Annotated in this window: 27 protein-coding genes and 1 tRNA gene; 4 read left to right on the top strand and 24 right to left on the bottom strand. The window is 62.7% G+C overall.

What is annotated here, in order from left to right; translation table 11 throughout:
- Positions 1-2: 2 nt before the first annotated feature.
- The 10 genes from C8D77_RS15575 to rsfS form a co-directional block, all read right to left on the bottom strand.
- A complete protein-coding gene (locus tag C8D77_RS15575; protein ID WP_109664561.1) occupies positions 3-1,259 on the bottom strand; it encodes a D-amino acid dehydrogenase in 1,257 nt (418 codons plus the stop codon).
- A gap of 122 nt (positions 1,260-1,381) precedes the next feature.
- Positions 1,382-1,927: a GreA/GreB family elongation factor gene (locus tag C8D77_RS15570; RefSeq protein WP_170136748.1), complete on the bottom strand. Its 546-nt coding sequence runs from the start codon at positions 1,925-1,927 to the stop codon at positions 1,382-1,384.
- 14 nt (positions 1,928-1,941) lie between these two features.
- A complete protein-coding gene (gene rnk, locus C8D77_RS15565; RefSeq protein ID WP_109665418.1) occupies positions 1,942-2,358 on the bottom strand; it encodes a nucleoside diphosphate kinase regulator in 417 nt (138 codons plus the stop codon).
- Positions 2,359-2,633: 275 nt separating this feature from the next.
- Positions 2,634-3,773, bottom strand: a complete 1,140-nt coding sequence (gene alr, locus C8D77_RS15560) for an alanine racemase (protein ID WP_109664554.1) — start codon at positions 3,771-3,773, stop codon at positions 2,634-2,636.
- Between the two features lie 169 nt (positions 3,774-3,942).
- Complete coding sequence (locus C8D77_RS15550; protein ID WP_109664551.1) at positions 3,943-4,464, bottom strand: RNA pyrophosphohydrolase; 522 nt, start codon at positions 4,462-4,464, stop codon at positions 3,943-3,945.
- Positions 4,465-4,494: 30 nt separating this feature from the next.
- Positions 4,495-5,676, bottom strand: a complete 1,182-nt coding sequence (locus tag C8D77_RS15545) for a divergent polysaccharide deacetylase family protein (RefSeq protein WP_109664548.1) — start codon at positions 5,674-5,676, stop codon at positions 4,495-4,497.
- Between the two features lie 195 nt (positions 5,677-5,871).
- Positions 5,872-7,203, bottom strand: a complete 1,332-nt coding sequence (locus C8D77_RS15540; RefSeq protein WP_056586250.1) for a S41 family peptidase — start codon at positions 7,201-7,203, stop codon at positions 5,872-5,874.
- Positions 7,204-8,559, bottom strand: coding sequence for a murein hydrolase activator EnvC family protein (locus tag C8D77_RS15535; RefSeq protein ID WP_109664545.1), 1,356 nt, complete (start codon positions 8,557-8,559; stop codon positions 7,204-7,206). It abuts the gene before it with no gap.
- A 184-nt stretch (positions 8,560-8,743) separates the two neighbouring features.
- Positions 8,744-9,226 (bottom strand): 23S rRNA (pseudouridine(1915)-N(3))-methyltransferase RlmH, encoded by a 483-nt coding sequence (gene rlmH, locus C8D77_RS15530; RefSeq protein ID WP_109664541.1) that lies wholly within the window; start codon positions 9,224-9,226, stop codon positions 8,744-8,746.
- Between the two features lie 83 nt (positions 9,227-9,309).
- On the bottom strand, positions 9,310-9,687 hold the full coding sequence (gene rsfS, locus C8D77_RS15525) for a ribosome silencing factor (RefSeq protein WP_109664536.1): 378 nt from the start codon (positions 9,685-9,687) through the stop codon (positions 9,310-9,312).
- A gap of 242 nt (positions 9,688-9,929) precedes the next feature.
- On the opposite strand from rsfS, the gene C8D77_RS15520 reads away from it, so the two are divergent.
- Complete coding sequence (locus tag C8D77_RS15520) at positions 9,930-10,781, top strand: mechanosensitive ion channel family protein (RefSeq protein ID WP_109664532.1); 852 nt, start codon at positions 9,930-9,932, stop codon at positions 10,779-10,781.
- On the opposite strand, the gene C8D77_RS15515 is transcribed toward C8D77_RS15520, so the two are convergent.
- The 5 genes from C8D77_RS15515 to obgE all read right to left on the bottom strand — a co-directional run bounded on the left by C8D77_RS15515 (position 10,782) and on the right by obgE (position 16,301).
- Entirely contained in the window at positions 10,782-12,074 is a 1,293-nt protein-coding gene (locus C8D77_RS15515) for an MFS transporter (protein ID WP_109664529.1), read from the bottom strand.
- A gap of 68 nt (positions 12,075-12,142) precedes the next feature.
- Positions 12,143-12,730 carry a nicotinate-nucleotide adenylyltransferase gene (locus C8D77_RS15510; RefSeq protein WP_109665414.1) on the bottom strand — a complete coding sequence of 196 codons (588 nt, stop codon included), beginning with the start codon at positions 12,728-12,730 and terminating at the stop codon, positions 12,143-12,145.
- A 72-nt stretch (positions 12,731-12,802) separates the two neighbouring features.
- Positions 12,803-14,089 (bottom strand): glutamate-5-semialdehyde dehydrogenase, encoded by a 1,287-nt coding sequence (locus C8D77_RS15505; RefSeq protein ID WP_109664522.1) that lies wholly within the window; start codon positions 14,087-14,089, stop codon positions 12,803-12,805.
- Positions 14,090-14,092: 3 nt separating this feature from the next.
- Complete coding sequence (proB, locus tag C8D77_RS15500; RefSeq protein WP_109664519.1) at positions 14,093-15,265, bottom strand: glutamate 5-kinase; 1,173 nt, start codon at positions 15,263-15,265, stop codon at positions 14,093-14,095.
- Positions 15,266-15,269: 4 nt separating this feature from the next.
- Positions 15,270-16,301 (bottom strand): GTPase ObgE, encoded by a 1,032-nt coding sequence (obgE, locus tag C8D77_RS15495; RefSeq protein WP_109664514.1) that lies wholly within the window; start codon positions 16,299-16,301, stop codon positions 15,270-15,272.
- Positions 16,302-16,435: 134 nt separating this feature from the next.
- Between obgE and C8D77_RS15490 the strand changes: the two genes are divergently transcribed.
- A complete protein-coding gene (locus tag C8D77_RS15490) occupies positions 16,436-17,305 on the top strand; it encodes an endonuclease/exonuclease/phosphatase family protein (protein WP_109664510.1) in 870 nt (289 codons plus the stop codon).
- 215 nt (positions 17,306-17,520) lie between these two features.
- Here the strand turns inward: C8D77_RS15490 and C8D77_RS15485 are convergent, their stop codons facing one another.
- The 3 genes from C8D77_RS15485 to C8D77_RS15475 all read right to left on the bottom strand — a co-directional run bounded on the left by C8D77_RS15485 (position 17,521) and on the right by C8D77_RS15475 (position 19,266).
- On the bottom strand, positions 17,521-18,108 hold the full coding sequence (locus tag C8D77_RS15485; protein WP_127264650.1) for a GNAT family N-acetyltransferase: 588 nt from the start codon (positions 18,106-18,108) through the stop codon (positions 17,521-17,523).
- A 120-nt stretch (positions 18,109-18,228) separates the two neighbouring features.
- Positions 18,229-18,498: a 50S ribosomal protein L27 gene (rpmA, locus tag C8D77_RS15480; RefSeq protein ID WP_027031700.1), complete on the bottom strand. Its 270-nt coding sequence runs from the start codon at positions 18,496-18,498 to the stop codon at positions 18,229-18,231.
- 99 nt (positions 18,499-18,597) lie between these two features.
- Positions 18,598-19,266 (bottom strand): 50S ribosomal protein L21, encoded by a 669-nt coding sequence (locus tag C8D77_RS15475; protein WP_109665411.1) that lies wholly within the window; start codon positions 19,264-19,266, stop codon positions 18,598-18,600.
- 402 nt (positions 19,267-19,668) lie between these two features.
- Between C8D77_RS15475 and C8D77_RS15470 the strand changes: the two genes are divergently transcribed.
- Positions 19,669-19,758 (top strand) — tRNA-Ser (locus tag C8D77_RS15470).
- Positions 19,759-19,847: 89 nt separating this feature from the next.
- Here the strand turns inward: C8D77_RS15470 and C8D77_RS15465 are convergent.
- The 4 genes from C8D77_RS15465 to C8D77_RS15450 all read right to left on the bottom strand — a co-directional run bounded on the left by C8D77_RS15465 (position 19,848) and on the right by C8D77_RS15450 (position 23,231).
- A complete protein-coding gene (locus tag C8D77_RS15465) occupies positions 19,848-20,804 on the bottom strand; it encodes a hypothetical protein (RefSeq protein ID WP_146211788.1) in 957 nt (318 codons plus the stop codon).
- A 2-nt stretch (positions 20,805-20,806) separates the two neighbouring features.
- The gene (locus C8D77_RS15460; protein WP_109664499.1) at positions 20,807-22,057 is read right to left on the bottom strand and encodes a hypothetical protein; all 1,251 of its coding nucleotides are present in this window, start codon (positions 22,055-22,057) and stop codon (positions 20,807-20,809) included.
- A gap of 192 nt (positions 22,058-22,249) precedes the next feature.
- Positions 22,250-22,666, bottom strand: coding sequence for a hypothetical protein (locus C8D77_RS38335; protein WP_245951792.1), 417 nt, complete (start codon positions 22,664-22,666; stop codon positions 22,250-22,252).
- A 343-nt stretch (positions 22,667-23,009) separates the two neighbouring features.
- Entirely contained in the window at positions 23,010-23,231 is a 222-nt protein-coding gene (locus C8D77_RS15450; protein ID WP_109664496.1) for a hypothetical protein, read from the bottom strand.
- A 1,014-nt stretch (positions 23,232-24,245) separates the two neighbouring features.
- Here C8D77_RS15450 and C8D77_RS15440 point away from each other — a divergent pair.
- Positions 24,246-24,575, top strand: coding sequence for a hypothetical protein (locus C8D77_RS15440; RefSeq protein WP_146211787.1), 330 nt, complete (start codon positions 24,246-24,248; stop codon positions 24,573-24,575).
- Positions 24,576-24,583: 8 nt separating this feature from the next.
- On the opposite strand, the gene C8D77_RS15435 is transcribed toward C8D77_RS15440, so the two are convergent.
- Positions 24,584-24,847: a hypothetical protein gene (locus tag C8D77_RS15435; RefSeq protein WP_109664489.1), complete on the bottom strand. Its 264-nt coding sequence runs from the start codon at positions 24,845-24,847 to the stop codon at positions 24,584-24,586.
- Positions 24,837-25,157: a hypothetical protein gene (locus C8D77_RS15430; RefSeq protein ID WP_109665407.1), complete on the bottom strand. Its 321-nt coding sequence runs from the start codon at positions 25,155-25,157 to the stop codon at positions 24,837-24,839. The genes C8D77_RS15435 and C8D77_RS15430 overlap by 11 nt, the downstream gene beginning before the upstream one ends.
- Positions 25,158-25,163: the final 6 nt, after the last annotated feature.

Here is a 25,163-nt window from a genome sequence, read left to right as displayed (position 1 = left end):
GCCTACCGCAGATAGCGCTCCTGCGCGAGGTCGCGGACATCGATGTCCGGCACCCGGCTGGAGATGATGTCGGCCAGCACCTTGCCCGAGCCGCAAGCCATGGTCCAGCCGAGCGTGCCGTGCCCGGTGTTGAGATAGAGATTGGAAAGCTCGGTGCGGCCGATCAGCGGCGGACCATCCGGCGTCATCGGCCGCAGTCCGCACCAGAACGTCGCGTCCCGCATCGCGCCGGCGCCCGGAAAGAGGTCACCCACCGAGTGCTCCAGCGTGCGCCGCCGCGATTCATGCAACCTGAGGTCGAAGCCGGAAATCTCGGCCGTGCCGCCAACCCGGATGCGGTCGCCAAGCCGGGTGATCGCCACCTTGTAGGTCTCGTCCATCACCGTCGACACCGGTGCCGCAGCAGCGTCCTTGATCGGCACGGTGATCGAATAGCCCTTGACCGGATAGACCGGGATCGGCCGCTTCACCCGGCGCATGAACCCTGCCGAATAACTGCCCAGCGCCATCACATAGGCGTCGGCGGCTTTCCAGCCCTTGCTGGTGCTGAGATTGGCGATGCGGTTGCGGCTGCGGATGACACGCCAGATCGTAACGTCGTATTCGAACTTGACACCGCGCGCCACGCAGAGCTCGGCCAGCCTGTCGGTGAACATCTTGCAGTCGCCGGTCTCGTCGTGCGGCAGCCTGAGGCCGCCGACGAACTTTTCGCGCACTCCGGCCAGGCCCGGCTCCGCCGCGATGCAGCCGTCCTGATCGAGGATCTCGTAAGGCACGCCATACTTCTTCAGCACCTCGACATCGCCACCGGTGCCGTCGAGCTGCTTTTGCGTGCGAAACAGTTGCAGCGTGCCCTGTGTCCGCTCGTCATAGGCGATGCCGGTCGTTTCACGCAGCGCCTTCAGCGTGTCACGGCTGTATTCGGCGAGCGGCACCATGCGCGCCTTGTTGATCGCATAGCGTTCGGCCGTGCAGTTGCGCAGCATCTTGATCAGCCATGTCCACATATGCGGATCGAAGGCCGGCCGCACCACAAGCGGCCCATGCTTCATCAGCAGCCATTTGATCGCCTTCAGCGGAATGCCGGGGCCGGCCCATGGCGAGGCGTAGCCGGGCGATATCTCGCCGGCATTGGCGAAGCTGGTTTCCAGCGCCGGGCCTTTCTGGCGGTCGAGAACCGTCACCTCGTGGCCGGCCTCGGCAAGAAAGTACGCCGTGGTCACCCCGATAACGCCACCGCCCAGCACCATGATCTTCATCGTTCACTCCTTGCCGCGCCGCGCGTCCCTCAGGACGCCTTGGACGCGACCGCATTTCCGATTTGCGCATGATCCCCGGCGAAAATCGATGCCGATTTTCGAGATCATGCACTGTTGCCCGTTCACGCCGCCGTGGGACCGGGGTCGTCATCCCCCTCTGTCTGCCGCATTCCGGCTCTCTCGCCAAGAGGCCGCCAATCGGCTGCAGCGCTGTAGACGAGGGTGAGCCGATGCGGTCGTCGCACCTCGGCTTGGGATTTCTCCCTGACGGCCCGTCGCGCGGCCTCCGGCTGGTAGAGCACGGCCGCGATCAGGATCGACTCCCGCCTGCCGTCGGCCTGTTCGATCGATGCCGTCTGGCCCTCGGCCATGCCAAGCATGCAGAGCCCCCGCCTGGTCGTGATCGACAGGCTGGAGCCGACCGGCCCGCGCACCTCGTTTTGCACCAGGGTTCGGGTCTCGGCAGGGCCGGCATCGATACGAAACACCACCCTGCTGTTCAGCGTCACGATATCGGGTCCGACCGAATCGATCGGAACGACATCGGCTTTGGAGAGCTTGTCTGCAAGCATAGGAACGATCGGATCCGCGAAAGCCCGCCGACGCTCCAGCATGATCTCGAGGACGGCGAAGTCCTTCGTCGTCAGCCAGCATTTCGTACCTGTCATCACCGCCTCCATGATCAGGACCGCTGCTGGACGTAGGCCGGCGTCTCGACGGCTTCGACGATCAACGACAGTTCCCGGCCGCCACGACCGCTCCAGCACACTGTCTGCCCGATCGACGCGCCGATGAGCGCCGTCCCCATCGGCGTCAGCACTGAAATCCTGTTTTCTGTGATGTCGGCATCGCCGGGATAGACCAGGGTGATGCGCTCCCCGCCATCGCCGCGGATTGTCACTGTCGAGCCCATCCGCACCACGTTGGCCGGCATGGAAGCCGCCGCCGTGATGACGGCCCGATCCATCTCCGAAAGCAGCTCTTCGGCTGTCTCGGGCACGCGATCGAGCGACGCCCGCGCCAGGCCTGTCAGCCTGTTGTGGTCGGCATCGCTGACCAGAAGCCGGCTCGGTGGACGCAATCCTGCTGCATGTTGCATGGCAAACCTCATGAGTTGGCGCATCGAACAGATGCGCGCCTGCCGCCGTACTGACGGCGGCTTGATGAAAAGCCGTCAGCCGCGAGGGCTGTCTGGCTTGAGAATGATGATGTCAGGTAGAAATGCCCCGGTTCGGACGGACGCCAAAAGGCGACCGCGCCGGGGCTACGATCCCGCGATCGGGCAGACCCTGAACAAGGTTCTGATATGGGCGAGGTTGCTCATACCCGGAGCCTTGCCGACAGGCGTCCGCTTGTCAAGCGCGGCCAAACCGCTCAACCGTAGACATAGCGCCGATGAAAGCGCGGGCCGAGGCTGGTCAGGATCTCGTAGCCGATGGTGCCGGCATGGCCGGCAGCGTCATCGACGCTTTGTGAGGGACCGAGCAGTTCGACGAGATCACCCTCGCGGAGCTTGCCGGACGGCAAGGCGGAGATGTCGAGAATGATCGAATCCATCGACACCCGCCCGAGGAAGGGCAGGCGCGCGCCCTCGAACCAGGCCGCGGACGCCGCGCGTCGGTGCCAGCCATCGGCATAGCCCAGCGAGATCGTCGCAGCAGTGAGCGGGGCCACAGTGTGGAATGTGTGGCCATAGCCGACACCAACGCCGGCCTCCAGCATGCGTGTCTGGACGACCTTGGCCTCTAGCCGTACCACCGGCAGCATCGGGTTCGACCTGGCCGGCGTCGGATTGATGCCATAGAGCGCGGCACCGGGGCGTGCGAGATCGTAGTGAAAGCGTGCCCCAAGAAAGATGCCGGACGAATTGGCGAGCGAGGCCGGCGCCGCCGGCAACATCTTGCGCAGCCCCTCGAATGCCAGTCGCTGCCGCTCATTGGCCGGATGCTCCGGCTCGTCGGCACAGGCCAGATGGCTCATCACGAAACGGATGTCGATGCCGTCGAAGGCATGCGGATCGGTGGCAACGCGCTCCACATCCCGGGGCGCCATGCCGAGCCGCGACATGCCGCTGTCGACCTGGATCGCAGCCGGCAGTTTTCGGCCGGCGCGGCGGCCCGCCGCGCGCCAGGCCGCCAATTGCCCCACGCTGTTGATGACGGCGCAAAGGTCCGCCGCCACGGCGTCTTGCTCGGCGCCAGGCGGAATGCCGTTCAACACGAAAATGGCGGGGCCCGGCCCGATCGAGCGGCGCAAGGCGACCCCTTCGCCCAGCAGCGCGACGAAGAAGATATCGCAGCCTTCGCCCAGCAGCGCCGCCGCGACCTGGCTGGCGCCAACGCCGTAGCCATCAGCCTTGAGCACACCAGCGCAGCGAACATTGCCCAACCGCGCTTTCAGCCGCCGGTAGTTTTCACGGATCGCACCGAGATCGATGGTGAGGACGGCCCCGGCCGCCACTTCGCTTGTGGCAGTGACCTCCTCGGGCAGCGACCTTGTGGGGACGTCGTTCATGGCGACCCTTCCAATGCATGTCGCCCAAAAGTGACTTCGGTTTTGGGACAACGACATGCATGCAGACAAAGACTAAAAGCGCGTTTCAGCGCGACGCGCTTTTGGTGGCGGATAGACACATCAATAGGACCGCCGGGCCGGCGCGGCAACCGCGGTTGTTGTATCGCGGCTATTGCGCCAGATGCCGGAACGCCGCCACCACGTCCTCATAGACATGGCGCTTGAACGGCACGACCAGGTCGGGCAAATCCTGCATAGGCCGCCATGCCCATTTGTCGAACTCGGCGGTGTGGCCGCCCGGCGGCGGATTGATCTGGATCTCGCCGACATAGCCGTGGAAGCGAAAGGCGAACCATTTCTGCGTCTGGCCGCGATACCGTCCCTTGAAGGCGATGCCGACGAGGTGGTCCGGCAAATCATAGTTGATCCAGTCCGGCGCTTCGGCCAGCAGCGAAACGCCGCGCATGCCGGTCTCTTCATAGAGCTCGCGCTCGGCCGCCTGCAACGGCTCCTCGCCCTTGTCGATACCGCCTTGCGGCATCTGCCAAAGCTGCGTCGTGCCGGCAAATTCGCTGTCCGGTTCGGCAATGCGATGCCCGACCCAGACCAGGCCCTCCGCGTTGAGGATCATCAGCCCGACACAGGGCCGATAAGGCAGCGTTTCGCGATCGACTTTCTTTGTCTTCGCCATCTGTCAATCTTCCAATCTGTTTTCCGATGGCTAGCCTTTTTGCGGGTCAATGGCCACCGCCGAAATCGGCACGATCTCAATGCCGCGCTTCTTGGCCTCGGCCGCCCAGGACGCCACCGTGTCGACGGTCAGGTCGAAAGCAGAGCCGATGCCGACGGCCGTGCCTTTGGCCCGCGCGGTCGCTTCGAGACTGTCGAGTTTCTTCAGGATTTCGCCGCGATCCTGCACCGCATCGATCGCCATGTCGCCGGATACGAAGGGCACGCCGTCCTTCAGAGCCAGGTCCGGCGCCAGGCTGCGCGCCGACGAGCCGTCATCGATATAGGCGAGGCCGCGTTTGCCGAGCTCGGCCATGAACGGTTCCATCGCCGCCGCGTCGGCGGAAAAGCGAGCGCCCATGTAGTTCATGACGCCGGTATAGTTTGTCGTCCGCGACAGCGCCCAGTGCAGGTTCTTCAAATTCTCGTCCGCGCTCGCCGCCACCGTCAGCGTGTTGCGACCGGGGTTGACGTTCGGATAGTCGAACGGCTCGAGCGGCACCTGCATGACAACCTCATGCCCGCTTTGCCGAGCCGCCTGCATCCAGCGGCCAATGCTGTTGCCTTGCGGCGCGAAGGCCAGCGTCACTTCCGCCGGCAGCTTGGCGATGGCCGCCTGGGTGCCTGTCTGCGAAACCGAAAGCCCGCCGATGACGATCGCTACGCGCGCGCCGCGCCCGCCCGACCAGGGCCGCGCATAGACGTCGAACGGCCGTCGGCCATCGGCGGCGCGGACAGGCAAAGGCCCGGTATCGCTGGCTTCGATCAGCGCCTTGTCTGGAATATGCGCGATCTTCAGGTTCTGGCCGATGGTCGACGGGTCACGAATGACGATCGCTGCCCTGGGCGGGCCATCGCCCTCTTCCGTCTGCACATGGATGATCTGCGGCCCACCCGTCTTAGCCGGCACTTCCGGCTTCGGCGCCGCCACCGGGGCCAACGCGGACGGCGCGGCGGCAGGCGAGGCCGCCGCAGTCACTTTCGGCGTTGAAACGGCAATCTCTTGCGGCTTCCGAAACGGCTTTTCCCTGAGCGCGATCGCACCGGAAACGCCAATCACCGCCAGCACGGCCACGGTCGCGGTGATCGCACCGCCGTTGACCTTGCCGGCGGCGCGCGGCGACCGGACAGCCTGTCCGAGCGGGCGTTCGATGTCCTTGCCGATATCAGCCAAGCCTAATCCCCGAGCGCATGGCTTCGAAGACGAAACCGCTTCGAAAAGACATGCGCGAATTCATCCATCCTGGCGCACCCCTGGCGCCGTGTTTGAGGGCTTCGCCTTGCCCCGAATCAAACTGCCGGAACCTTTCGGTCCCGGCAGCATCGCATTGCTTCCATCAGGCGGCCAGACCTGTTGTTGGCCACGGGCCTACTGGTTGAGAACGGCCTTTTGCGGATTGGGCGGGAAGGACGGATCAGTCTTCTGGCCGCGCAGCAGCTGCTCGGCATAGATGAGCTGCAGGTCGTCCTTCGGATCCGGCGGCACATAGGCCGCCGACCCCGAACCGGTCGTGCTCTCGTCGGCGCCCTTGATATGGCCCTTGAGGTCGGATTCACCGCGCGTCAGGTCCCTGCCCTGCAGTTCCGGCGGCAGCGGCTGGTCGACCTTGATGTCGGGCGTGATGCCCTTGCCCTGGATCGACTTGCCGGACGGCGTGTAATAGAGCGCCGTCGTCAGCCGCAGCGCACCATTCTCGCCGAGCGGAATGATGGTCTGCACCGAACCCTTGCCGAAGGACTGCGTGCCGACCACCGTGACACGGCGCAGATCCTGCAGCGCGCCGGCGACGATTTCGGATGCACTGGCCGAACCGCCATTGACCAGAACGATCATCGGCTTGCCGTTGATGTCGTCAACCTGCTTGGGCTTGGCGTCGAAGCGGGTGACGTCCTTGGGATCACGGCCGCGCGTCGAGACGATCTCGCCGCGGTTGAGGAAGGCATCGGACACGCTCACCGCCTGGTCGAGCAGACCACCCGGATTGAGGCGGAGATCCAGAACGTAGCCCTTGAGCTTGTCGTCCGGCACCTGCTTCTTGATGGTGTCGATGGCGTTCTCGAGGTCGTCATAGGTCTTTTCGGTGAAGGAGGTGATCTTCATGTAGCCGATGTCGTTCTCGACCCGGAACTTGACCGCCTTGACCTTGATGATGTCGCGTACGACCGTCAGTTCGATCGGCTTGTCGGCGCCCTGGCGCAGGATGGTGAGCTTGATCGGTGTGTTGACCAGGCCACGCATCTTGTCGACCGCGTCGTTGAGGGTCAGGCCGCGAACCTCTTCGCCGTCGATCTTGGCGATGTAGTCGCCGGCCAGCACGCCTGCCTTGGCGGCCGGGGTGTCGTCGATCGGCGTGATCACCTTGACCAGGTCGTTCTCCATGGTGACCTCGATGCCGAGGCCGCCGAACTCGCCCTTGGTCTGGACGCGCATATCCTGCGCCTGCTCGGCGTTCATGTAGGAGGAGTGCGGGTCAAGCGAGGCAAGCATGCCGTTGATGGCGTTCTCGACAAGCGACTTGTCGTCGGGCGGTGTCACATACTGTGCCCGCACCCGCTCGAAGATATCGCCGAAGATCGCCAGTTGCTTGTAGGTCTCCGACCCTGCAGCGTTCGCCGCCGAGCCGGGTGTGCCATAGACAAGGCTCATGGCGGACGCGCCCATCAGCGCACCGGCAAACAGAAGCGACAGTTTCCGCATTATTCACGTCCTTCCAGAAAAACGGTCCGCCCACCATGGGGCCGGATCGACGGGTTTTCCATCCTTGCGGAACTCGACATAGAGTTCCGGCGTGGCATTTCCATTCTTCGAAACCGAGGTGCTCGCCACCCGGGCCTCTCCCATCGCGCCGATCGGCTCTCCTGCGAGCACTGACTGACCGGTCGCGACGCTGATTCTGCTCATCCCCGCCAAAACGACATGATAGCCGTCGCCTGCGTTAAGGATCAAGAGTTGACCATAGGAGCGAAACGGCCCCGCATAAAGCACATTCCCATCCGCCGGTGCGGTGACGATGGCTCCCGATTGTGTCGCAACCATGTCGCCAAGCATCACCGCGCCGTTACCGTCATCGGCGCCGAATCGCAGCTTGATACGGCCGGTCACCGGCAGCGCGATCTGTCCCTGCAGCGCCGAAAAGGGTGCCGCAGCGGCAAGTTGGTTGCTTTCCGGAACGGGCAGCGACGCCAGTTCCGCCGGCGCTGATGTCTCGTCGCCATCCGCCGTCTTCTGCTCGGCGGCCTTGGCGGCATCGGCAGCCTTGGCCGCATCGGCAGCCTTGCGGCTCTTGTCGGCTTGCGCTTCGAGCGAGGCGATCAACTCTTTCAGGCTGCCGGCCTTGGCCGCCAGCGCCTCGGATCGCTGCTTTTCAGCGGCCATTTGCGTTTGCGTGTCGGCTTCGAGCTTCTGCTTGGCCTCCAGCAGCATGCCGAGTCGCTTCTTTTCCGCCGCCTGGTCACCGACCGCCGCCGTCAGCCGCGCCCGTTCGGCCTCGATCGAGGCCGTGACCCGCGACTGCTCCTTGAGATCGGCGAGCAGGATATCTGTTTGCTGACGCAGTTCCGGCACCACGGCACCGAGCAGGATGGCACTGCGCACCGACGACAGCGCGTCCTCCGGCTTGACCAGGATCGCCGGCGGCGGGTTCAGCCCCATGCGCTGCAGCGCGCCCAGCACTTCGGCAAGCACATCACGCCGCGCCACCAGCGAGACACGTATCTTCTGCTCCTGGCCCTTCAGCCCTTCCAGCCTGGCGCCGATGTCCTCGATGTCCTGGCCGAGCTTCTGCTCGGTCATCGCCGACTGGATCAGTGCGGCAGTGATCGAGGCGTGATCCTTCTTGATGGTCGCGATGTCGGCGGAGAGCTTGGCCAACCGTTCCGACGACAGCGTGATCTCCTTCGAGACCCGTTCGTATTCAGCCCGGCTCTGGTCCGGATCGGGAGCCATGTCGAGCGTGTTTTCGGCCCGCCCCGCATGCAGCGACAGCACAAGCACCGCCGCCGCGATGCCGCAGCGCGCGCGCCATGAGCCCGTTCTCGATTTCCAGCCTTCAGACATCCGGTGTCGACTCTATCTGCGGCTTCGTTAACGAACCATCAACCATGTTTGAAAAGGCCCGTTCCCGAATGCATGTCGCCCAGAAGTGGTCCCGGTTTTGGGAAAACGACATGCATAAGACCAAAGGTCCAATCTGGCGCGGCATTGGGGCGGAAATCCGGGCAGGTCGCGCCAATTCACCGATTTACGAGCGATGGTAGGGATGTCCCGAAAGAATGGTGGCCACCCGATAAAGCTGCTCACCCAGCATCACGCGCACCAATTGGTGCGGCCAGGTCAGCAATCCGAACGACATCACCAGTTCGGCCTGGTCGCGCAGCGACTGATCGTGGCCGTCGGCGCCGCCGATGGCGATGACCAGCGCCTTGCGGCCACCGTCACGCAACAGGCCAAGGCGCCCGGCGAAGTCCTCCGAGGAAAAGCTTTTGCCGCGTTCGTCGAGAAGGATCAGCGCGGTGCCGGGCTGCAACTGCGTCTGCAGCTTCTGGCCTTCCTCGCGCCGGCGTTCGCTGGCGGTCTGGGCACGCCCCTCGGCTATCTCGGCAATGCCGGCAAATTCAAGCCCCACCGCCGGGCCGCTCTTGGCGAAGCGCTCGAAATAACGGTCGGCGAGCAGCTTCTCGGGGCCGGCTTTCATCCGGCCCACGGCATGAACTGATATCTTCATCCTCGCCCCTGTAAGCCGCTAATGCATGTCACCAAAGTAGGAATCGGTTTTGGAACAACGACATGCATCAAAACAAAGGCGGCTTAGTGGAGGGTCTCTTCCTCGAGATCCGGCGCCTGCCACATCTTTTCGAGATTGTAGAATTCGCGGACTTCAGGGCGGAAGACGTGGACGATGATGTCGCCCGAATCGATCAGGACCCAGTCGGCGCCTGCCAACCCCTCAACGCGCGCAGTGCCGAGACCGGCATCCTTGATCGCTTTGAGAAGATGATCGGCGACAGCCGCAACATGACGGTGCGATCGGCCCGAAGCGACGACCATATAGTCGCCGAGGCTCGATTTCCCCTGGATGTCGATTGAGACAATATTTTCGGCCTTGGAGTCTTCCAGACTGGCAAGGACTGTCTTGATGGCGCGGGACACGGCGTCGTCTACGCTGATCCTGGCCGGCGAAGGCATGATATCGGCCTTCTTCCGCAGTGCTGTTCTCAGTGTATTTCCTTTCGCAGCAAGAACAACCAAATCACCCCCAAAAGCAGGTGACACCACTTAGATAGGCAGAGTTCCCTGACAGTTTCAAGACGGGACCCCGCCTCGCACCAACGTATTCTCGGTCCTGTGGTTTCGCCGCACGCTGGAAAAGATCGGAACCCTCGCCGCCCGCATGGGTTATCGGCTCACCGACCAACCGGAATCTTGCCATGCCGATCGACCCGCAAAACGCCCTTCTCACCGTCCAGGCTGGCCTCGCGCAGCTGAGTACGCTGATCGTTTCCTACTCCTTCTCGGCCATCGGTGCCGTCATCCTCTTGGTTGTCGGCTACATCATCGCCGGCCTTGCCGAACGTTCGATCTTCGCCGGCCTCGGCCATATCCATGGTTTCGATGCAACGTTGCGGCATTTCTTCTCCAAGATCGTCCGCTACGCCATCCTGATCCTCGTCACCATCATGGTGCTCGGCCAATTCGGCGTGCAGACGGCGTCGATAATTGCCGCGATCGGTGCCATCGGCCTGGCCATCGGCCTGGCGTTGCAAGGCACGCTGCAGAACATTGCCGCCGGCATCATGCTTCTGGCGCTGCGGCCATTTCGCATCGGTGAGTCCGTCGAGGTCGGTTCGATTGCCGGCTCGATCGAGGAGATCGGCCTGTTCGCGACCAAGCTCAGGAGCGCCGACGGCGTCTACATCCTCGCGCCCAATTCGACGCTGTGGAACCAGCCGGTGCGCAACTTCTCGCGCAACGGCGTGCGCCGCAGCGACATCGCGCTCAGCATCGGTTCATGGAACGACATCGACCGCGCTCAGAAGACCTTGCTTGCCATTGCCGCCGCCGAGCGACGGGTGAAGCGTGAGCCGGCACCGATCGCATTCGTCGCGACATTGGGCGAAAGCACCGTTTCGATTGCCTTGCGTTACTGGACATCGTCGGCTGATTTCTTCGCCACCCAGACCGATCTCACCAAGCGCGCCAAGCAGGAATTCGACTCGGAAGGCATATCGATCCCGCAGCCGCCACCGGAAGCGCCGCAACCGGAAGCCCGCCGGCAATAATCAGCTGCCCCTGTGTCGGTCCTGCTCGTCCGGCGCGAACGCAAGCTCCACCGGTAAAGGCGCCTGCGCCGTCATCGGTGCGAAACTGCCGGTTTCACCGGCAGGAACAGCCTGCGTCGTGAATACGCGCATAAGCACGAACATGCAGAACGCAGCGGCGATGAGGATCGCCACATAGATGAAGGCCTGCGTTCCGAAGACAGCCGACAGCGCCGTCACGATGCCTGGCACGACGAAGCCCGACAGCGACCAGGCAAACAGCAGCGAACTGGACAGCGCCACCATGTCCTCCTTGCCGGCACGGTCGGAGGCATGCGCGCTGGAAAGCGAATAGATCGATTCCGAGGCGCCATCCCAAACGATATAAATCACCACCAGCGCCGCCAGCGCGCCGCCATCGAACCCGAGCGCGAACAGGCCGGCGACCATGGCGAGCGCGGATGCGGCGATCAGCACATAGCGGCGGTCTGTGCGGTCGGAAATCCAGCCAAGCGGGATCTGCAGGATCAGCGTGCCGACCGGCATCGCCGAAAGCAGCAGCGCCACATCGGCCTGGCTGTAGCCCTTGGCCGTGGCATGGATCGGAGCGAAGCCCGCGATCGACATCGACAGGCCGCCGACCGCCAGCATGCCGGCGACGCCGACCGGCGAAATCCGCCAGGCCCGGCGCAGCGCCACTGAAGCCGCCTGCGGCGCCGGCGGCTGGGCCAGCCGCGTCATCCCCACGGGAAGGATCGACAGCGCCGTGAAGACGATACCGATCAGCGGCGCATCCGCCGTCCTGATATCGACCAGCGCCAGCGTCGCATAGCCGACGCCGAGCCCGGCGACATAGGCAACGTAGAAGAACGCCATCACCCGGCCGCGAATGACATTGGCAACGGCATCGTTGAGCCAGCTCTGCGCGACGATGAACAGGCCGCATATGGCAAAGCCGTAGAGCGCGCGGGCGGCGATCCACAGCAGCGGATGGACCCCGGCGCCGACAGCGGCATTGGCCAGCGCGATCAGCGCCGACAGCACCATGAAGGCGCGGGCATGGCCAACCCTTCTGACCAGCGGTCCGGTCAGGATGCAGCCGGCGAGGCCGCCGGCCGAAAGTCCGGTGATGATCAGCCCGGCCCAGGTCGGATCGAAACCCTCGGCGCCGAGCCGGACCGGGATATAAGCAAACATCAGCCCATTGCCGACGGCGATCAGCGCCATCGACACGATGACGCTGGCAATCGCGATCAGCGGCGTGGGCTCGGCGCCCTGCTCGGCTTCGCTGCGGTTTTTCCTGGGAATCGACATGCCTGCTCAGGATTGCCCATGAAACGGGCAAAGGGAGCGATAAAAGCGACATGGCCGGGCGGGTGGGCTCACCCCTTCGCCAGCTTGCGGATCGCGCTCGACGACAGCGACGAGCGCGGGCCGTGGATGAAGGTCCAGGCCGGCGCCTTCATGCGGGCAAGCCGCGGCGCATCGCCCTCGTCGACGCGGGCATAGTCGAAGGTCTTGGCGACGACCGAAGACAGGAACGACAGCGTTGCTCCCGGGCGGTCGATGACGGCAATCGGGAAGGTCATGACGATCTCGCGCCAGCGCTGCCAGCGATGGAAATCGCGCAGACTATCCGCACCCATGATCCAGACGAAGTCGACGCCAGGATTGCGCGCCTTGACCAGCGCCAGCGTGTCGGCGGTGTAGCGGACATGATGGGCGGCCTCGAAGGCGGTGACCTTGATCTTCGGGTTCTTGGCGATCTGCTCGGACAGTTGCAGCCGTTCGCTGAGCGGCGCCAATTCCCTGGTGCTCTTCAGCGGATTGCCCGGCGTCACCATCCACCACAGCTGATCAAGCGCCAGGCGTCGCAGCGCAATCTCGGCGACCAGCGCGTGGCCGGCATGCGGCGGATTGAACGAGCCTCCGAACAAGCCAACGGCGAGGCCTTTTTCGGCGTGCGGCATCTTCAGGTAACGGGAGGGTACCGCCGGTTCGGAAGATGCCAGCATTGCCTCAGGCTCTGACGACGAAAAGCTTCAAGGCCTCACCTGTCCCGACCCGCGCACGCGGTATTTGAACGAGGTCAGCTGCTCCACGCCGACCGGTCCGCGCGCATGCATCTTGCCGGTGGCGATGCCGATCTCGGCGCCCATGCCGAATTCGCCGCCATCGGCGAACTGCGTCGAGGCATTGTGCAGCAGGATCGCCGAATCGATCTCGTTGAAGAATTTTTCGACCGCTTGCGCATCTTCGGCGACGATCGCCTCGGTGTGATGCGAGGAAAAGGTTTCGATGTGTTCGATCGCACCGCCGATACCGTCTACCAGCTTCACCGCGATGACAGCATCGAGATATTCGGTCACCCAGTCGGCATCGGTCGCCGGCTTGGCGTCGAAAAACACTTTCAGCACCTCGGCATCGGCATGGATTTCGCAGCCGGCCGCGCGCAAGGCGTCCAGGATCGGCACCAGATGCGTGGAGGCAACCGCCCGGTCGACCAGCAGCGTCTCGGCGGCACCACAGACGCCGGTGCGCCGCATCTTGGCGTTGACCGCAATCCGCACCGCCATGTCGAGATCGGCCGAGCGGTCGATGTAGAGATGGCAAATGCCTTCGAGATGCGCGAAGACCGGCACCCGCGCCTCGTTCTGCACACGTCCGACGAGGCTTTTGCCGCCGCGCGGGATGATGACGTCGAGCGAACCACCCAACCCCTTCAGCATCTCGCCAACGGCGGCGCGGTCGGTGGTCGGCACCAGCTGGATGGCGTCTTCAGGCAGGCCGGCTTCCTTCAACCCCTCGACCAGGCAGGCATGGATGGCGGCCGAAGAATTGAGCGAATCCGAGCCGCCGCGCAGGATCACCGGATTGCCGGCCTTGAGGCACAGCGCCCCAGCATCGGCCGTGACGTTCGGGCGGCTCTCATAGATGACGCCGACGACGCCAAGCGGCGTGCGCACACGCTCGATATGCAGGCCGTTCGGCCTGTCCCATTGCGCGATGACATCGCCGACCGGATCGCGCAGCGCGGCGATCTCCCTGATGCCTTCAGCCATGGCTCGGATGCGCGCCGGATCGAGCTTCAGCCGGTCCATGAAGGAGGCGGAAAGTCCGGATTCCTGGCCGTTCGAGATGTCGATGGCGTTGGCGTCGAGAATGTCCTGCTCACAAGCAACGATCGCCTCGGCCATGGCGAGAAGCCCGGCGTTCTTGGCGGCGGTCGTGGCGATGGCCAGCGGTCGGGCGGCAGCGCGGGCGCGGCGGCCGATATCGGCCATCGTTGCTACGGTGTCATCCCCGGATTTTTCATGCAGCTTCAGCATGGCTCATCCTCCGCTTACGTTGCCACCGGCCAATACTTGGTCGCTGGCCCGTACTTGGTCACCAGAATGGCTCACCACAAGGTCGTCGCGGTGGATCATCGCCGAGCGCGCCTCGTAGCCGAGCACGGTTTCGATCTCGGCCGTCTTCAGACCTGCGATCCTTACGGCATCGGCGGCATCATAGGCAACCAGCCCGCGCGCGATCTCGCGGCCCTCGGGCGACAGGATCGCCACCGTGTCGCCGCGCGAGAAATTGCCGCTGACCAGCTTGACGCCGGCCGGCAGCAGCGACTTGCCCGACAGCAGCGCGCCGATGGCGCCGGCATCGACTGTCAGCCGGCCGGCAGGTTCGAGCTGGCCGGCGATCCAGGTCTTGTAGCCCTTGACCGGGTTGGCGCTCGGCCGGAAGAAGGTGGCACGCTCGCCGCGTTCGATCGCCATCAACGGCGACAGCCGCGTGCCTGACGTGATGATCATCGCGGTGCCGGCGGCGGTGGCGATCTTGCCGGCATCGAGCTTCGTGCGCATGCCGCCGCGCGACAGCTCGGAAGCGGCCGCACCCGCCATCGCTTCGATGTCGGGTGTGATGCGATCGACCACCGGAATGAATTTGGCGTTGGGGTCGCGCGCCGGCGGCGCCGTATAGAGCCCGTCAATGTCGGAGAGCAGCACCAAAAGATCGGCGCCCATCATGGTGGCGACGCGCGCCGCCAGCCGGTCATTGTCGCCATAGCGGATTTCGGACGTCGCCACCGTGTCGTTCTCATTGATGACCGGCACCGCCTTCATCTTCAGAAGCGTCGAGATCGTCGCCCGCGCATTGAGATAACGGCGGCGCTCCTCGGTGTCGCCGAGCGTCAGCAGGATCTGGCCCGACTTCAGGCTGCCCTTGCCGAGCGCATCCGACCAGGCGCCGGCCAGGGCGATCTGCCCGACGGCTGCCGCGGCCTGGCTCTCCTCGAGCTTCAGGGCGCGCTTGCCGAGGCCAAGGATGGTGCGGCCAAGCGCTATGGCGCCGGAGGAGACGACGAGGATCTCGGCGCCGCCCTGGGCCAGCAAGGCAATGTCGTCGGCGAGCGAGGCCAGCCAGTCGCGCTTTAGGCCCGTCGCGCGGTCGACGAGCAGCGCCGAGCCGATCTTGACGGTGATGCGCCGATATTTTTTCAGCGACTGCATCGGTCTATCTGTCCCAGCGCGTCTCGACCGGGGCAGCGATCTGCGCACGCGCCTCGGCCACCACCGACATCAGCGCCCGCAACACTGCCTCGACACCTTCGCCGGTGACGGCGGACAACAGCATCGGCGCACGGCCGGCGGCGCGCTTCAGCGAGGCTACCTTCTTCTTGCGCGCATCGGCGTCGAGCGTGTCGACCTGGGAAAGCGCCACGATCTCGACCTTGTCGGTCAGGCCGTTGCCATAGGCCTCGAGTTCGGCGCGCACGGTCTTGTAGGCCTTGCCCGGATTTTCCTCCTGCGCCGAAACCAGATGCAGCAGCACGCGCGTGCGCTCGACATGGCCAAGGAAGCGGTCGCCGATGCCGACGCCCTCATGCGCGCCTTCGATGAGACCCGGGATGTCGGCGATGACGAATTCGCGCGCGTCGATGCGGGCAACGCCAAGGCCGGGATGCAGCGTCGTGAACGGATAGTCGGCGATCTTCGGCTTGGCCGCGGTGACGGCGGCGAGGAATGTCGACTTGCCGGCATTCGGCAGTCCGACCAGCCCGGCATCGGCAATCAGCTTCAGCCGCAGCCAGATGTTGAGTTCTTCGCCCGGCAGGCCGGGGTTGGCGCGGCGCGGCGCCTGGTTGGTCGAGGTCTTGAAATGCTGGTTGCCGAAGCCGCCATTGCCGCCCTTGGCCAGGAGAAACCGCTGGCCGACCACGGTCAGGTCGCAAATCAGCGTCTCGTTGTCTTCTTCGAACACCTGCGTTCCCGCCGGCACTTTCAGCGTGACGTCGGCGCCCTTGGCGCCGGTCATGTTGCGGCCCATGCCGTGGACGCCGGTCTTGGCCTTGAAATGCTGTTGGTAGCGGTAGTCGATCAGCGTGTTCAGCCCGTTGACCGCCTCCAGCCAGACATCGCCGCCACGGCCGCCATCGCCGCCGTCCGGCCCGCCGAACTCGATGAATTTTTCACGCCGGAACGACACCGAACCGGCACCGCCGTCACCGGAGCGTATGTAGACCTTGGCTTGATCGAGAAATTTCATGGGATTTTGCAGTTTCTACTAGTGGCCTTGCGGCATTGCTCTAAACCTTGGGCTTTGCTCTAAACCAAGGCGCGGCGAAGGGCGAGGCCGTTTTGTGACAATGGCCGCGTGAGATTGGCCGGAGAGATGTCGGAATGAAGCTTGTAACCTACAACATCCAGTACGGCATCGGTCTCGACGGGCAATACGATGTCGGGCGCATCGCTGATGCCGTGCGCGGCGCCGACGTCATCGCTCTGCAGGAGGTGACCCGCAACAATCCCAGGAACGGCGGCCGCGACATGGTCGCCGAGATCGGCGAGGCACTGCCCGATTACTTCGCCGTCTATGGCAGCAATTTCGAAGCCAACATCGGTTCGCACATCGAAAACGGCCGCGCCATCACGAAAACCTTCCAACTCGGCAACATGGTGTTGTCGAAGACGCCCATTCATCTGTCGCGCAACCTGCTTTTGCCGCGCAGCCGCAGCTTCGAGATGATGAACTTCCAGCGTGGCGCGCTGGAAGCGCTGATCGAGACACCGCTTGGTTTCATCCGCTTCTATTCCATCCATCTCGATCACCGCAGCCCTGTCGAACGCGCCAGCCAGATCCAGTTCCTGCGTCAACGCATGCTGAACTATGCACTCGAAGGTGGCGCGCTGTCTGGCGTCGCCGAGATCGGCCTGCCGGAATTGCCGCATCCCGAAGCCTTTGTCGGCATGGGCGATTTCAACATGCTGGCCGGATCGCCCGAATATGTCGAACTCGCCGGCCGGCCGGACCACGAATTCGGCATGCCGCTGACCGCCGACTTTGCCGTCGATGCCGCCTTGCGGCTGAACGTCACCGGCGACGATCTCGTCAGTTGGGTCGACCCCAAGCAACCCACTGACCCCAGCCGCCACAAGCGCATCGACTATATCTTCACCAGCGCTTCGCTTGCCAAATCCCTGCAGCGCCTGTGGGTCGACCGAAAGGCGACCGGTTCGGACCATCTTCCAGTGTGGGTCGAACTGGGTTGACCTTAAGCCGCCAACCCAATCGCGTATGAGAAAGGCCCCCTCATCCGGCCGCTGCGCGGCCACCTTCTCCCCGATGGGGAGAAGAGGCTGGCATCAACGCTGGCGACCTCCTCTCCCCCTCGGGGAGAGGTCGGATTGCCCCGAATTGCCCTTTGCAATTCGGTTGGCAATCCGGGTGAGGGGGCCTTCGTTCAGGCGCGCCCCCAGGGCACACATCAAAAATGCACCCAGTTCCGCAGGCTGGTCCAGGTCTTGCGATCGAGCCGGTAGCGCTCGACCGGCACCTGGCCGGCGACGATCGAATTCAGCATGCCCTGGCCGGCATACTGGAACCCGCACTTGTGGATGACGCGGCGCGAGGCCGGATTGATGACCCGCGTCGAGGCATGCAGCACCTGGATCGACGTCCTCTGGAAGGCGAGATCGACCAGCGCATGCGCTGCTTCGGTCGCATAGCCCTTCTTCCAGTAGGGCTCTCCGATCCAGTAGCCGAGCTCCAGCCCGCGATCGGTGGTGTTGAGACCGGCGCAGCCGACGAAGGTGTCGGTGCCGGCCAGCGTCAAGGCATAGGCGATGCCGGCCCGGCGCGACTTGGTCATGGCCAGGAAAGAGCGCGCCTCGGCCTCGCCATAGGGGTGCGGCATGCGGGCCAGCATTTCGGCGACATGGCGGTTGTCGGCAAGCTCGACCAGTTGCGCGATATCGCCCTCGTGTGGCGCCCGCATCACCAGCCGCTCGGTGACCAGCACCGGGCAGTCTATCGCGTAACTTTCGTCTTCTGAGTCTTCCGCTTCGGCAACCATTTGAAAGTCCTCCAGGCACAAGAAAAAGGGGAGATGGAAACCCATCTCCCCTGATCCTTTTCCTGGCTTTGCCAGACACCGGTTCCCGAGATGGGCGCCGGTGTTCTAGTGCGGAACCGGCTACTCCGCGGCTTTGGTAATCGGGTTGACCGATACGTAGGTTCGGCCGTTGGCTTTTTTATTGAAGGTCACGGCGCCAGATTCGAGCGCAAAAAGGGTATGATCCGTGCCGATGCCGACATTGACGCCGGGATGCCACGTGGTGCCGCGTTGACGAATGATGATGTTGCCCGGGATGACGGCTTCGCCGCCGAACTTCTTCACGCCCAGACGCTTGGAATGCGAGTCGCGACCGTTGCGCGACGAGCCGCCAGCTTTCTTGTGTGCCATCTAACTAACTCCGTTGCGCCGCAAGGCGCCTTAAAAGGCCTTATGAACGCGTTCGCGTTCCGTTTCAAGTCCGATCCGGCGAGCTAATCGCCAGAAAAGTTACTTCGCCGCCAATTCCTTGGCCTGCTCGCGCCAGTCCTTGATCTGGTCGGCGCTGAAGGGCATGTGCTCGTCGATCTTGGCGACATCCTTGTCGGTCAGCTTGGCGAGCTGAGCGAAGGTGATGATGCCCTGCTCGTTGAGATCCTTGGCTGCGACCGGGCCGATGCCCTTGATCACGGTCAAATCGTCCGGCTCACCCTTCGGCGCCTTGAACAGCGGAGTTGCCGCGGTCTCGGCTGCCTTGGCCTTGGGCTCCTTCTTCGGCGCGGCTTCCGCCTTCGCTTCCGTGGCGGCCTCTGCCTTGGCTTCCTTCTTCGGTGCCTTGACCGCTGCCGTCTTCGTCGGCTTGGCGCCACCCAGCAGGATCTCGGAGATCCGCACGGTGGTCAAAAGCTGGCGATGGCCGATCTTGCGGCGCGAATTCTGCCGGCGGCGCTTCTTGAAGGCGATGACGGTGCGGTTCTTGCCCTGCTCGACGACTTCGGCGGTGACCACCGCGCCGTCGACGAACGGCGCGCCGAACGTGACATTCTCGCCCTCGCCATGCGCGAGAACATGGCCGATCTCGACCATATCGCCGACATTGGCTTCGACTTTTTCGATCTTCAGGAGATCGTTGGCGGCAACGCGATACTGCTTGCCACCCGTTTTAATGACTGCGAACATTTTTTGCCTTTCGCTGTTCGGTCGGCCTTGATGAACCGCCTCTGGCGGTTCAGCCGTCTTTTTGTCAGTCTGCGGGTTCAAAAAACAAGCGGCGCGGAAGAACCCTCCACGCCGATTGCGCGCTGTCCCTAACCGAAGGTTGAGTGCGAGTCAAGGCAAACAGCCACGCCGAGACTGTTATTGGCCGGCAAGCAGCGGCCGTGTCGACAGCACCGCACCGCGCTGTCGTCGTGGAGGCAAGGATGCGTGGCAGGTCGGCAATCCGCCTCGGTCTCCCCGCACCAGACTCGCTATGAATCCGCCGCTTGCCGGGCAAGCCAAATAACTCACGGATTGGCCTTGTAACCTGCCCGTTCAGCCGTTATCTAGTGCGCCGCGCCGGCAACGGCCGACCATGACCGCGGAGAGGTGGCAGAGTGGTCGAATGCACCGCACTCGAAATGCGGCATGGGTGCAAGCCCATCGGGGGTTCGAATCCCTCCCTCTCCGCCATATTTCCATATCTCCTTTAAGTTATTGATTTTCCACCGATTATAAGAATGATGTCGAAGGCTGGTGCACCATGGTGGTGCCCCAAAACACTACGATTTTGTTTGGTCGAGACTGACGAGCCAGCGGAGGAATGCGGCCCCTTGGCTGACAATTAGAACGGTGAGTGCCGGTGGTGGTTCGCTCAGTTGCTCCTCCGGTTGGCCATGGCGGTAGAAATGTGCTGCATCCACCCAGTCAGCGAGTGACGCAAGCATCTTGGCCGTGGCGTTGCGGGCAGCCGCGTCGCTGCCTAATCGCGTTTGAACAAAGCTCCCGAAGGCTTGGAGTTCTTTTCCGCCAAGTCGGGCCGGGGTCTGGGGGGATACCAGCTTGAAGAGCGTCTCAGCGGCTAGGAAGACATTGCGTATGGATGCCTTTGCACCTTGTCCAGCGGGGCCGAGGTCCTCGATTGCGGTTTCAAAGTGGTGCAAAGTGGCGGCGTAGCGCGGTGCGCTCAGGGCTTGAATAGCCGCAGCGGTCACTTGACTGAACTCGCCATCAACTAATGGGTGAACACCACCCTTATCGTCAATTTCATATGCCAAGTGCTCCTCAGCAAAGATGCGTTGAGCATTCGAACAAAACACTGCCTGGGAACCGGGGTTGTTGAACCCACCGTAGATAATAGAGATAGCATCGAGAAAGTCGCTCAGATCGCAGTCAGTTAGCAACCTTTCCAGAGTCGGAACCGGCAGCCCTAGTTCTAGCTTTAGATTGTCTTTGACCTCTTCGTAAGTTTCTCTACCCTTTGATGCTCCTACGATCTCCACTATCAACGAAAATATGCGGCGTCGGGCCTTTGGACTGTCGCGAAGCCTTTCTCCGCGTTCGACATACTGATGACTGAACCTGAGCCCTGGAACTCTATCGCGACTTGTCGCCTTGTCTTCCAATGTTGAGTCCTTTGTGGAGCGCGACACCTTCAGGCCGAGAATCGGCACAAGATCAGCCTGCGAGCTTGCAGCAAGATATCGGGAACACGCAACAGTGGCCGCCAGCAAACCCACAGCTAGGCTACCTTTGTGGCAACTGGGATGGTTATCCCGCAAAGGGCAAGCGAAGTGGTTTCCATAATGCACCTCGCTTGTGCCCCTGAGTTCAACGGAACCATAACCCCATCGTGCATCGGTAGGGCCGCGATGCCCATCCTCGCCAGCCTAAGCAAGACGGCAACCAAGACACAGCTTTCGGTGAACATCAGGTCTAGCGCGATGTCCTTGCCAAAGAGGGGCACCAGGGCTGGGTGCTTCTCCTCAATCGCCCTCGCCAACCTCCTTCCCGTCCAGCCCTCCGGCAAGGCATCCTTTACGCCACTCGGCAAGCGGGTCATCTCATTCGCAGACGACAGCATCGCCGCGAAGCCTGCCTTCACGCCCGCACGATGCTCCTCCAAGCCGGGGATGGCATAAAGGTCACCCTCAGGCGGCTTAGCCCCCACTCTGGCATAGGCGAGCCGTGGGAACATGCTGGCAAAGTCGAGGTCTGCAATAGGCTCCCCATTGATGCGCAGGTCTGCCCGCAGTCTCTTCGGCAATGACTCCCAGAAGCCCCCATAGAGCCGGCCATGCAGGTGGAAGGTGTGCGGGTCCTCGATGTCGCGCAGTAGGAAGCGACGGGTGAGCTTGAAGCCGGCTTGGGGCTGACCTTGAAGTTCTATGCACTGGGTGGCGAGGAAGGCGTTGATCTCCTCCATCTCCCTCCGCAGTGAGCATGCCTCAGGGGTGTCCACATAGTCCACCAGTTGGTAGGGGAGCTTGTGGCCAATGGCATTGCGGCCCATCCTTGCGGTTAGCCATATGGTCTCCTCACCCTCTGCTCTCCCAACCTCCGCCACTGTCCCTGAAAGCAAGGCTTCAAGCAGGCCCCCCGTTGCCTCTATGCCTGTCCTACGCTTCTTGATGTGGGCTGGGTGCTTGAGCACTAGGCCTTGGGCAGCCATCGCGTCGATGACATGGGGCAGGTGCCCGAAGCCCTTACGGTCGTAGCGGGACTGTGAGGTGTGGCGCAGGGGGATGGCGAGACGCCTATGCTCTGGGTGACCTTGATGCATGGCTGCTAGGTTGGCCACTAGGCAGGACACAATGTTGGTCACCCTCTCCACCTGCTCCGGCCGGGGTTGCCTGATGCGTGCTTGAGGTCCCTTGGCGGTGGCCTGGAGTACCTGCGTGGTGATGGAGGCTGAGAGGGATATGAGGTTAGGACCCTGAGAGGTTGCCCAGGGGTCGAACCAACAGTCTGAGGAGGCGGAGGTATCGTCCATTCAAAGCCACCATTCCCTTCGGCGAGTCTTCATGCCGGGCTTTGAGTTGCGGTGATGGAGATGGGGCTGAGAAAGCTTGCCGCTCAAAGGCAACCACCAAGGGCCGCCATAAGGGGAATGGGGGGAGCTAAGCCTTAAGATGTGCGTCCCCACTATGCACACCAAGTCACACGATGAAGTGGCTGCAAGTTTTCATTCTGCCGCCGCATGGTGGGATGGATGCGGGCCAAACCTTTCCACCTTCAGCCGAATGATTTCCGGCACAGCCGCCCCAACAAGAGGGTCGACGACTTTCCCCATGGCCTCACCGATCTTCCGCAGCACGAGCCCTGAGGAGCGAGGATAGGCATGAATCTCAATCGGAACGTCTTCCCCCTTTGGATTCCACATCGCCCACCGTCTGTGGGTCCCACTTGCCAGCCGATGCGCTGCCTTCGCCGCTTGAACAATCTGAAAATCCCTAGTCCTATGGCTTCCGAAGTCGTCCTCAATTAGGGCCGCCACGGCGAGATAGATGGCCACCAGACGCTTCGCAGGAATCTCGGCATCACTCAGTCGGGCGAATGCGATACGCGCCCTAGTGGCGGCATTCAGGCCGCGAAGGTTCATTGCCGGTTCTGCTCTGCCAGCCGTGGCAAGGCGGCGGTCCATTTCAGCAATCGTAGCCAACACGTCGCTGGCCCTTCGGCAGGCATCTAACCAGCCCTTCGCAGCCGTGAGGTATGGCTTCAACTCGTTTGCTGGGTAGGTGTCGTGCCAATGCGAGCCATGGCGAGATTTCCGCTGGACGTGATAGCGGCAATAGTACGCTGAGCGACCGGTCCCGATAGCGAGAGACGATTTGCGACTGCATCCTGGGACTGTACAGTTTTGCAGCCCTGCGAGTGAACCGGTCGCAAAGCGGGTTTCGATCTTGGTCGACACCGTAGGTAGCGGCACAGCGTTGCCGACTTCAGTTGCGACCACCAAGGCGCCTCAATTGTACATTGGCCTGAGCAAGTGCTTTCTTCTTCAGGTCCCTTTGGCGGGGACCGACCGGAGCGTATTCTACCGAGAGCCTAACGCGCTTTTCAGCGACGAGCTTAATGACTTCGGCGATGGTTTGTCCGTCCTTGACGTATTTGCCATCCACACCTAGTCCTTCGGATTGGAAGGCGGTGGCTAGATCGGCCATTGAAATCTCCACCGTCACCTCGTCTCCAGACAGACAGTCTTCAATGACACCACAGACTGCCTTTATGAGCGCATACCATTGATATCGGTTTGCAGCGCGACTTGGAATTGTTCGAGGGCCGCCGATCTTTTCACCCGTAGCAGCGTCAAATATCTGCCAAGCTGACGCACTCACTCCCGGAGACCCCGACTGAGGCGACGCGACAGTGGCCACAGCTATAGCAAGAAGCTTTCTTCCGGCCGCTCCGTGAGCAACGGCCCCTCGTCCGATCATTGACATTCAAAGTCTCTTCAGATTGCAACGCGCACTATCTACCCAATGCGGGTGCATTTGTCAATAAAATCAATTATTTACGTGTTTATGAGGGTGTAACGCAAAGGTGTAACAAAGCAAGCTCGTGTGGCTTATCTTTTTCCGACTTTTCAACGAGTTGCGCTCGCTATTCGGGTGTAACATCTTGGTGTAACAAACAGCGATCCGTTGGCTTGCTTTGGCGCCGAGCGAGAAGCCGGCACGTACACACATTTCTGTCCGCGCGAGCGCTTAACGAGCGACAGCCTTGCATTGCGTTGGCCGTCGGCTAGACTCGTCTGCGAGTGCTCACGCGGCGCTCCGGGGTGTGGAAACCCTGAGTTCAAACTTGGTGCCGAACATGTCGGTGCCGATCCTCGACTTTTCGGTCGGGGAGCCTGTGGCGTATGTCCAGGTTCTCCGGAACTAAAGGCCGCAGGAACCGGAACTCGGTTTTCCAACTCCCCGATCAGGGGTCATGAGGAGGCTGTCTGCGGGGGCGTACCGCAGGCGTTTGCCTCTTAGGGGAAACCAATGTCGTCAAAAGCGCCCCAGGCACTAAGCAGCGCCACAGCAACCGACCTTTATCAAACATTCCGAGGGCGGGAGCCGGCAAGGTGGCTAGCCGAATTCCGAGAAGCGGGTTGGCCGGATACAGCAGCAGCAGCCGTAACGAGTTTTCTAATGGGAGCACGACCGCTTCCTCCAGGTTGGAAGGAGGAGATGGTGCCGGCAGAGTCGCTACACACCAAAGCTATCGCCTCTGGTGCCACTGCGACCATTGTGGCGCAAATTGCAGGTCTAGAGCCACGGCCAACGGACGGCTACCTTGCCGAACGCCGACAGTCCAAGAACAACATTCCGGTCCTGATGGTGCTTGCCCTGGTGGCGCTGACGATCCTTATGATGCTGTTCCGTCATATCGGCACCATGGAGTATCGCCGGTCAGTCAACCACTACTGCATGTCCGGCCCAGCGTCGCGCTGCCCCGACTATCCCCGCACTCCCGGCAAGTTCTCCTACGAGATCGACCCTGACGCTCCGGCCTCTTAGCGTTCCGACTACTCCATGTCGGGCACGTCGCCACCTACAAAGAGCGTCGTGGGCTCCCCGTATTCGCCGAGCGAGGGGTTGGCATCACGCGACCACGCAATGACGCCGGCATGCTTCGTCGCGAGGCCCTTTGCTGTCCTTATCGCCCGCTCCTCTGTCTGCTGCTCGGTAGGCCCAAAGACAGGCTGAAGGTCGCCGGCCTCATCGCGGTCGAAGGCGGTGACAACGATTAGCTTGGGTGCCTTCTGCTGAGGCATCAAGTTATCTGACATGGAGGCTCTCTTTCCGCTGGACTAAAAGGCCGTTGAAGTTGAGCGGTGGAGGGGGAAGAACCTCAGTCATCTCGAATAGAGGCACCGTGGAGGCCTCCGGCTCTGGCGCTTTCTGCCTAGCCTTGAGGTCTGTGATTTCCTCGTCGCGCCGCGAAATTCGGCTTTCTAGATTGGCTATGCGCTCCGTCAGGAAATAGCGCCCAACAGCAAATCCACCGCCTCCGAACAGCACGGCAAACGTGGCGAATGCCGCTGGGTTGGCGATGACCAACGCCGCGTTACTGCCAATGAAAGCAATGAGGTCGTGCATCGAGCG

Origin of the sequence: Mesorhizobium loti, from assembly GCF_003148495.1 — a bacterium.
Taxonomy (GTDB): domain Bacteria; phylum Pseudomonadota; class Alphaproteobacteria; order Rhizobiales; family Rhizobiaceae; genus Mesorhizobium; species Mesorhizobium loti.
The sequence above is the reverse complement of the archived record's forward strand: the minus strand, read 5'-3'. Positions and strand labels throughout refer to the sequence as shown.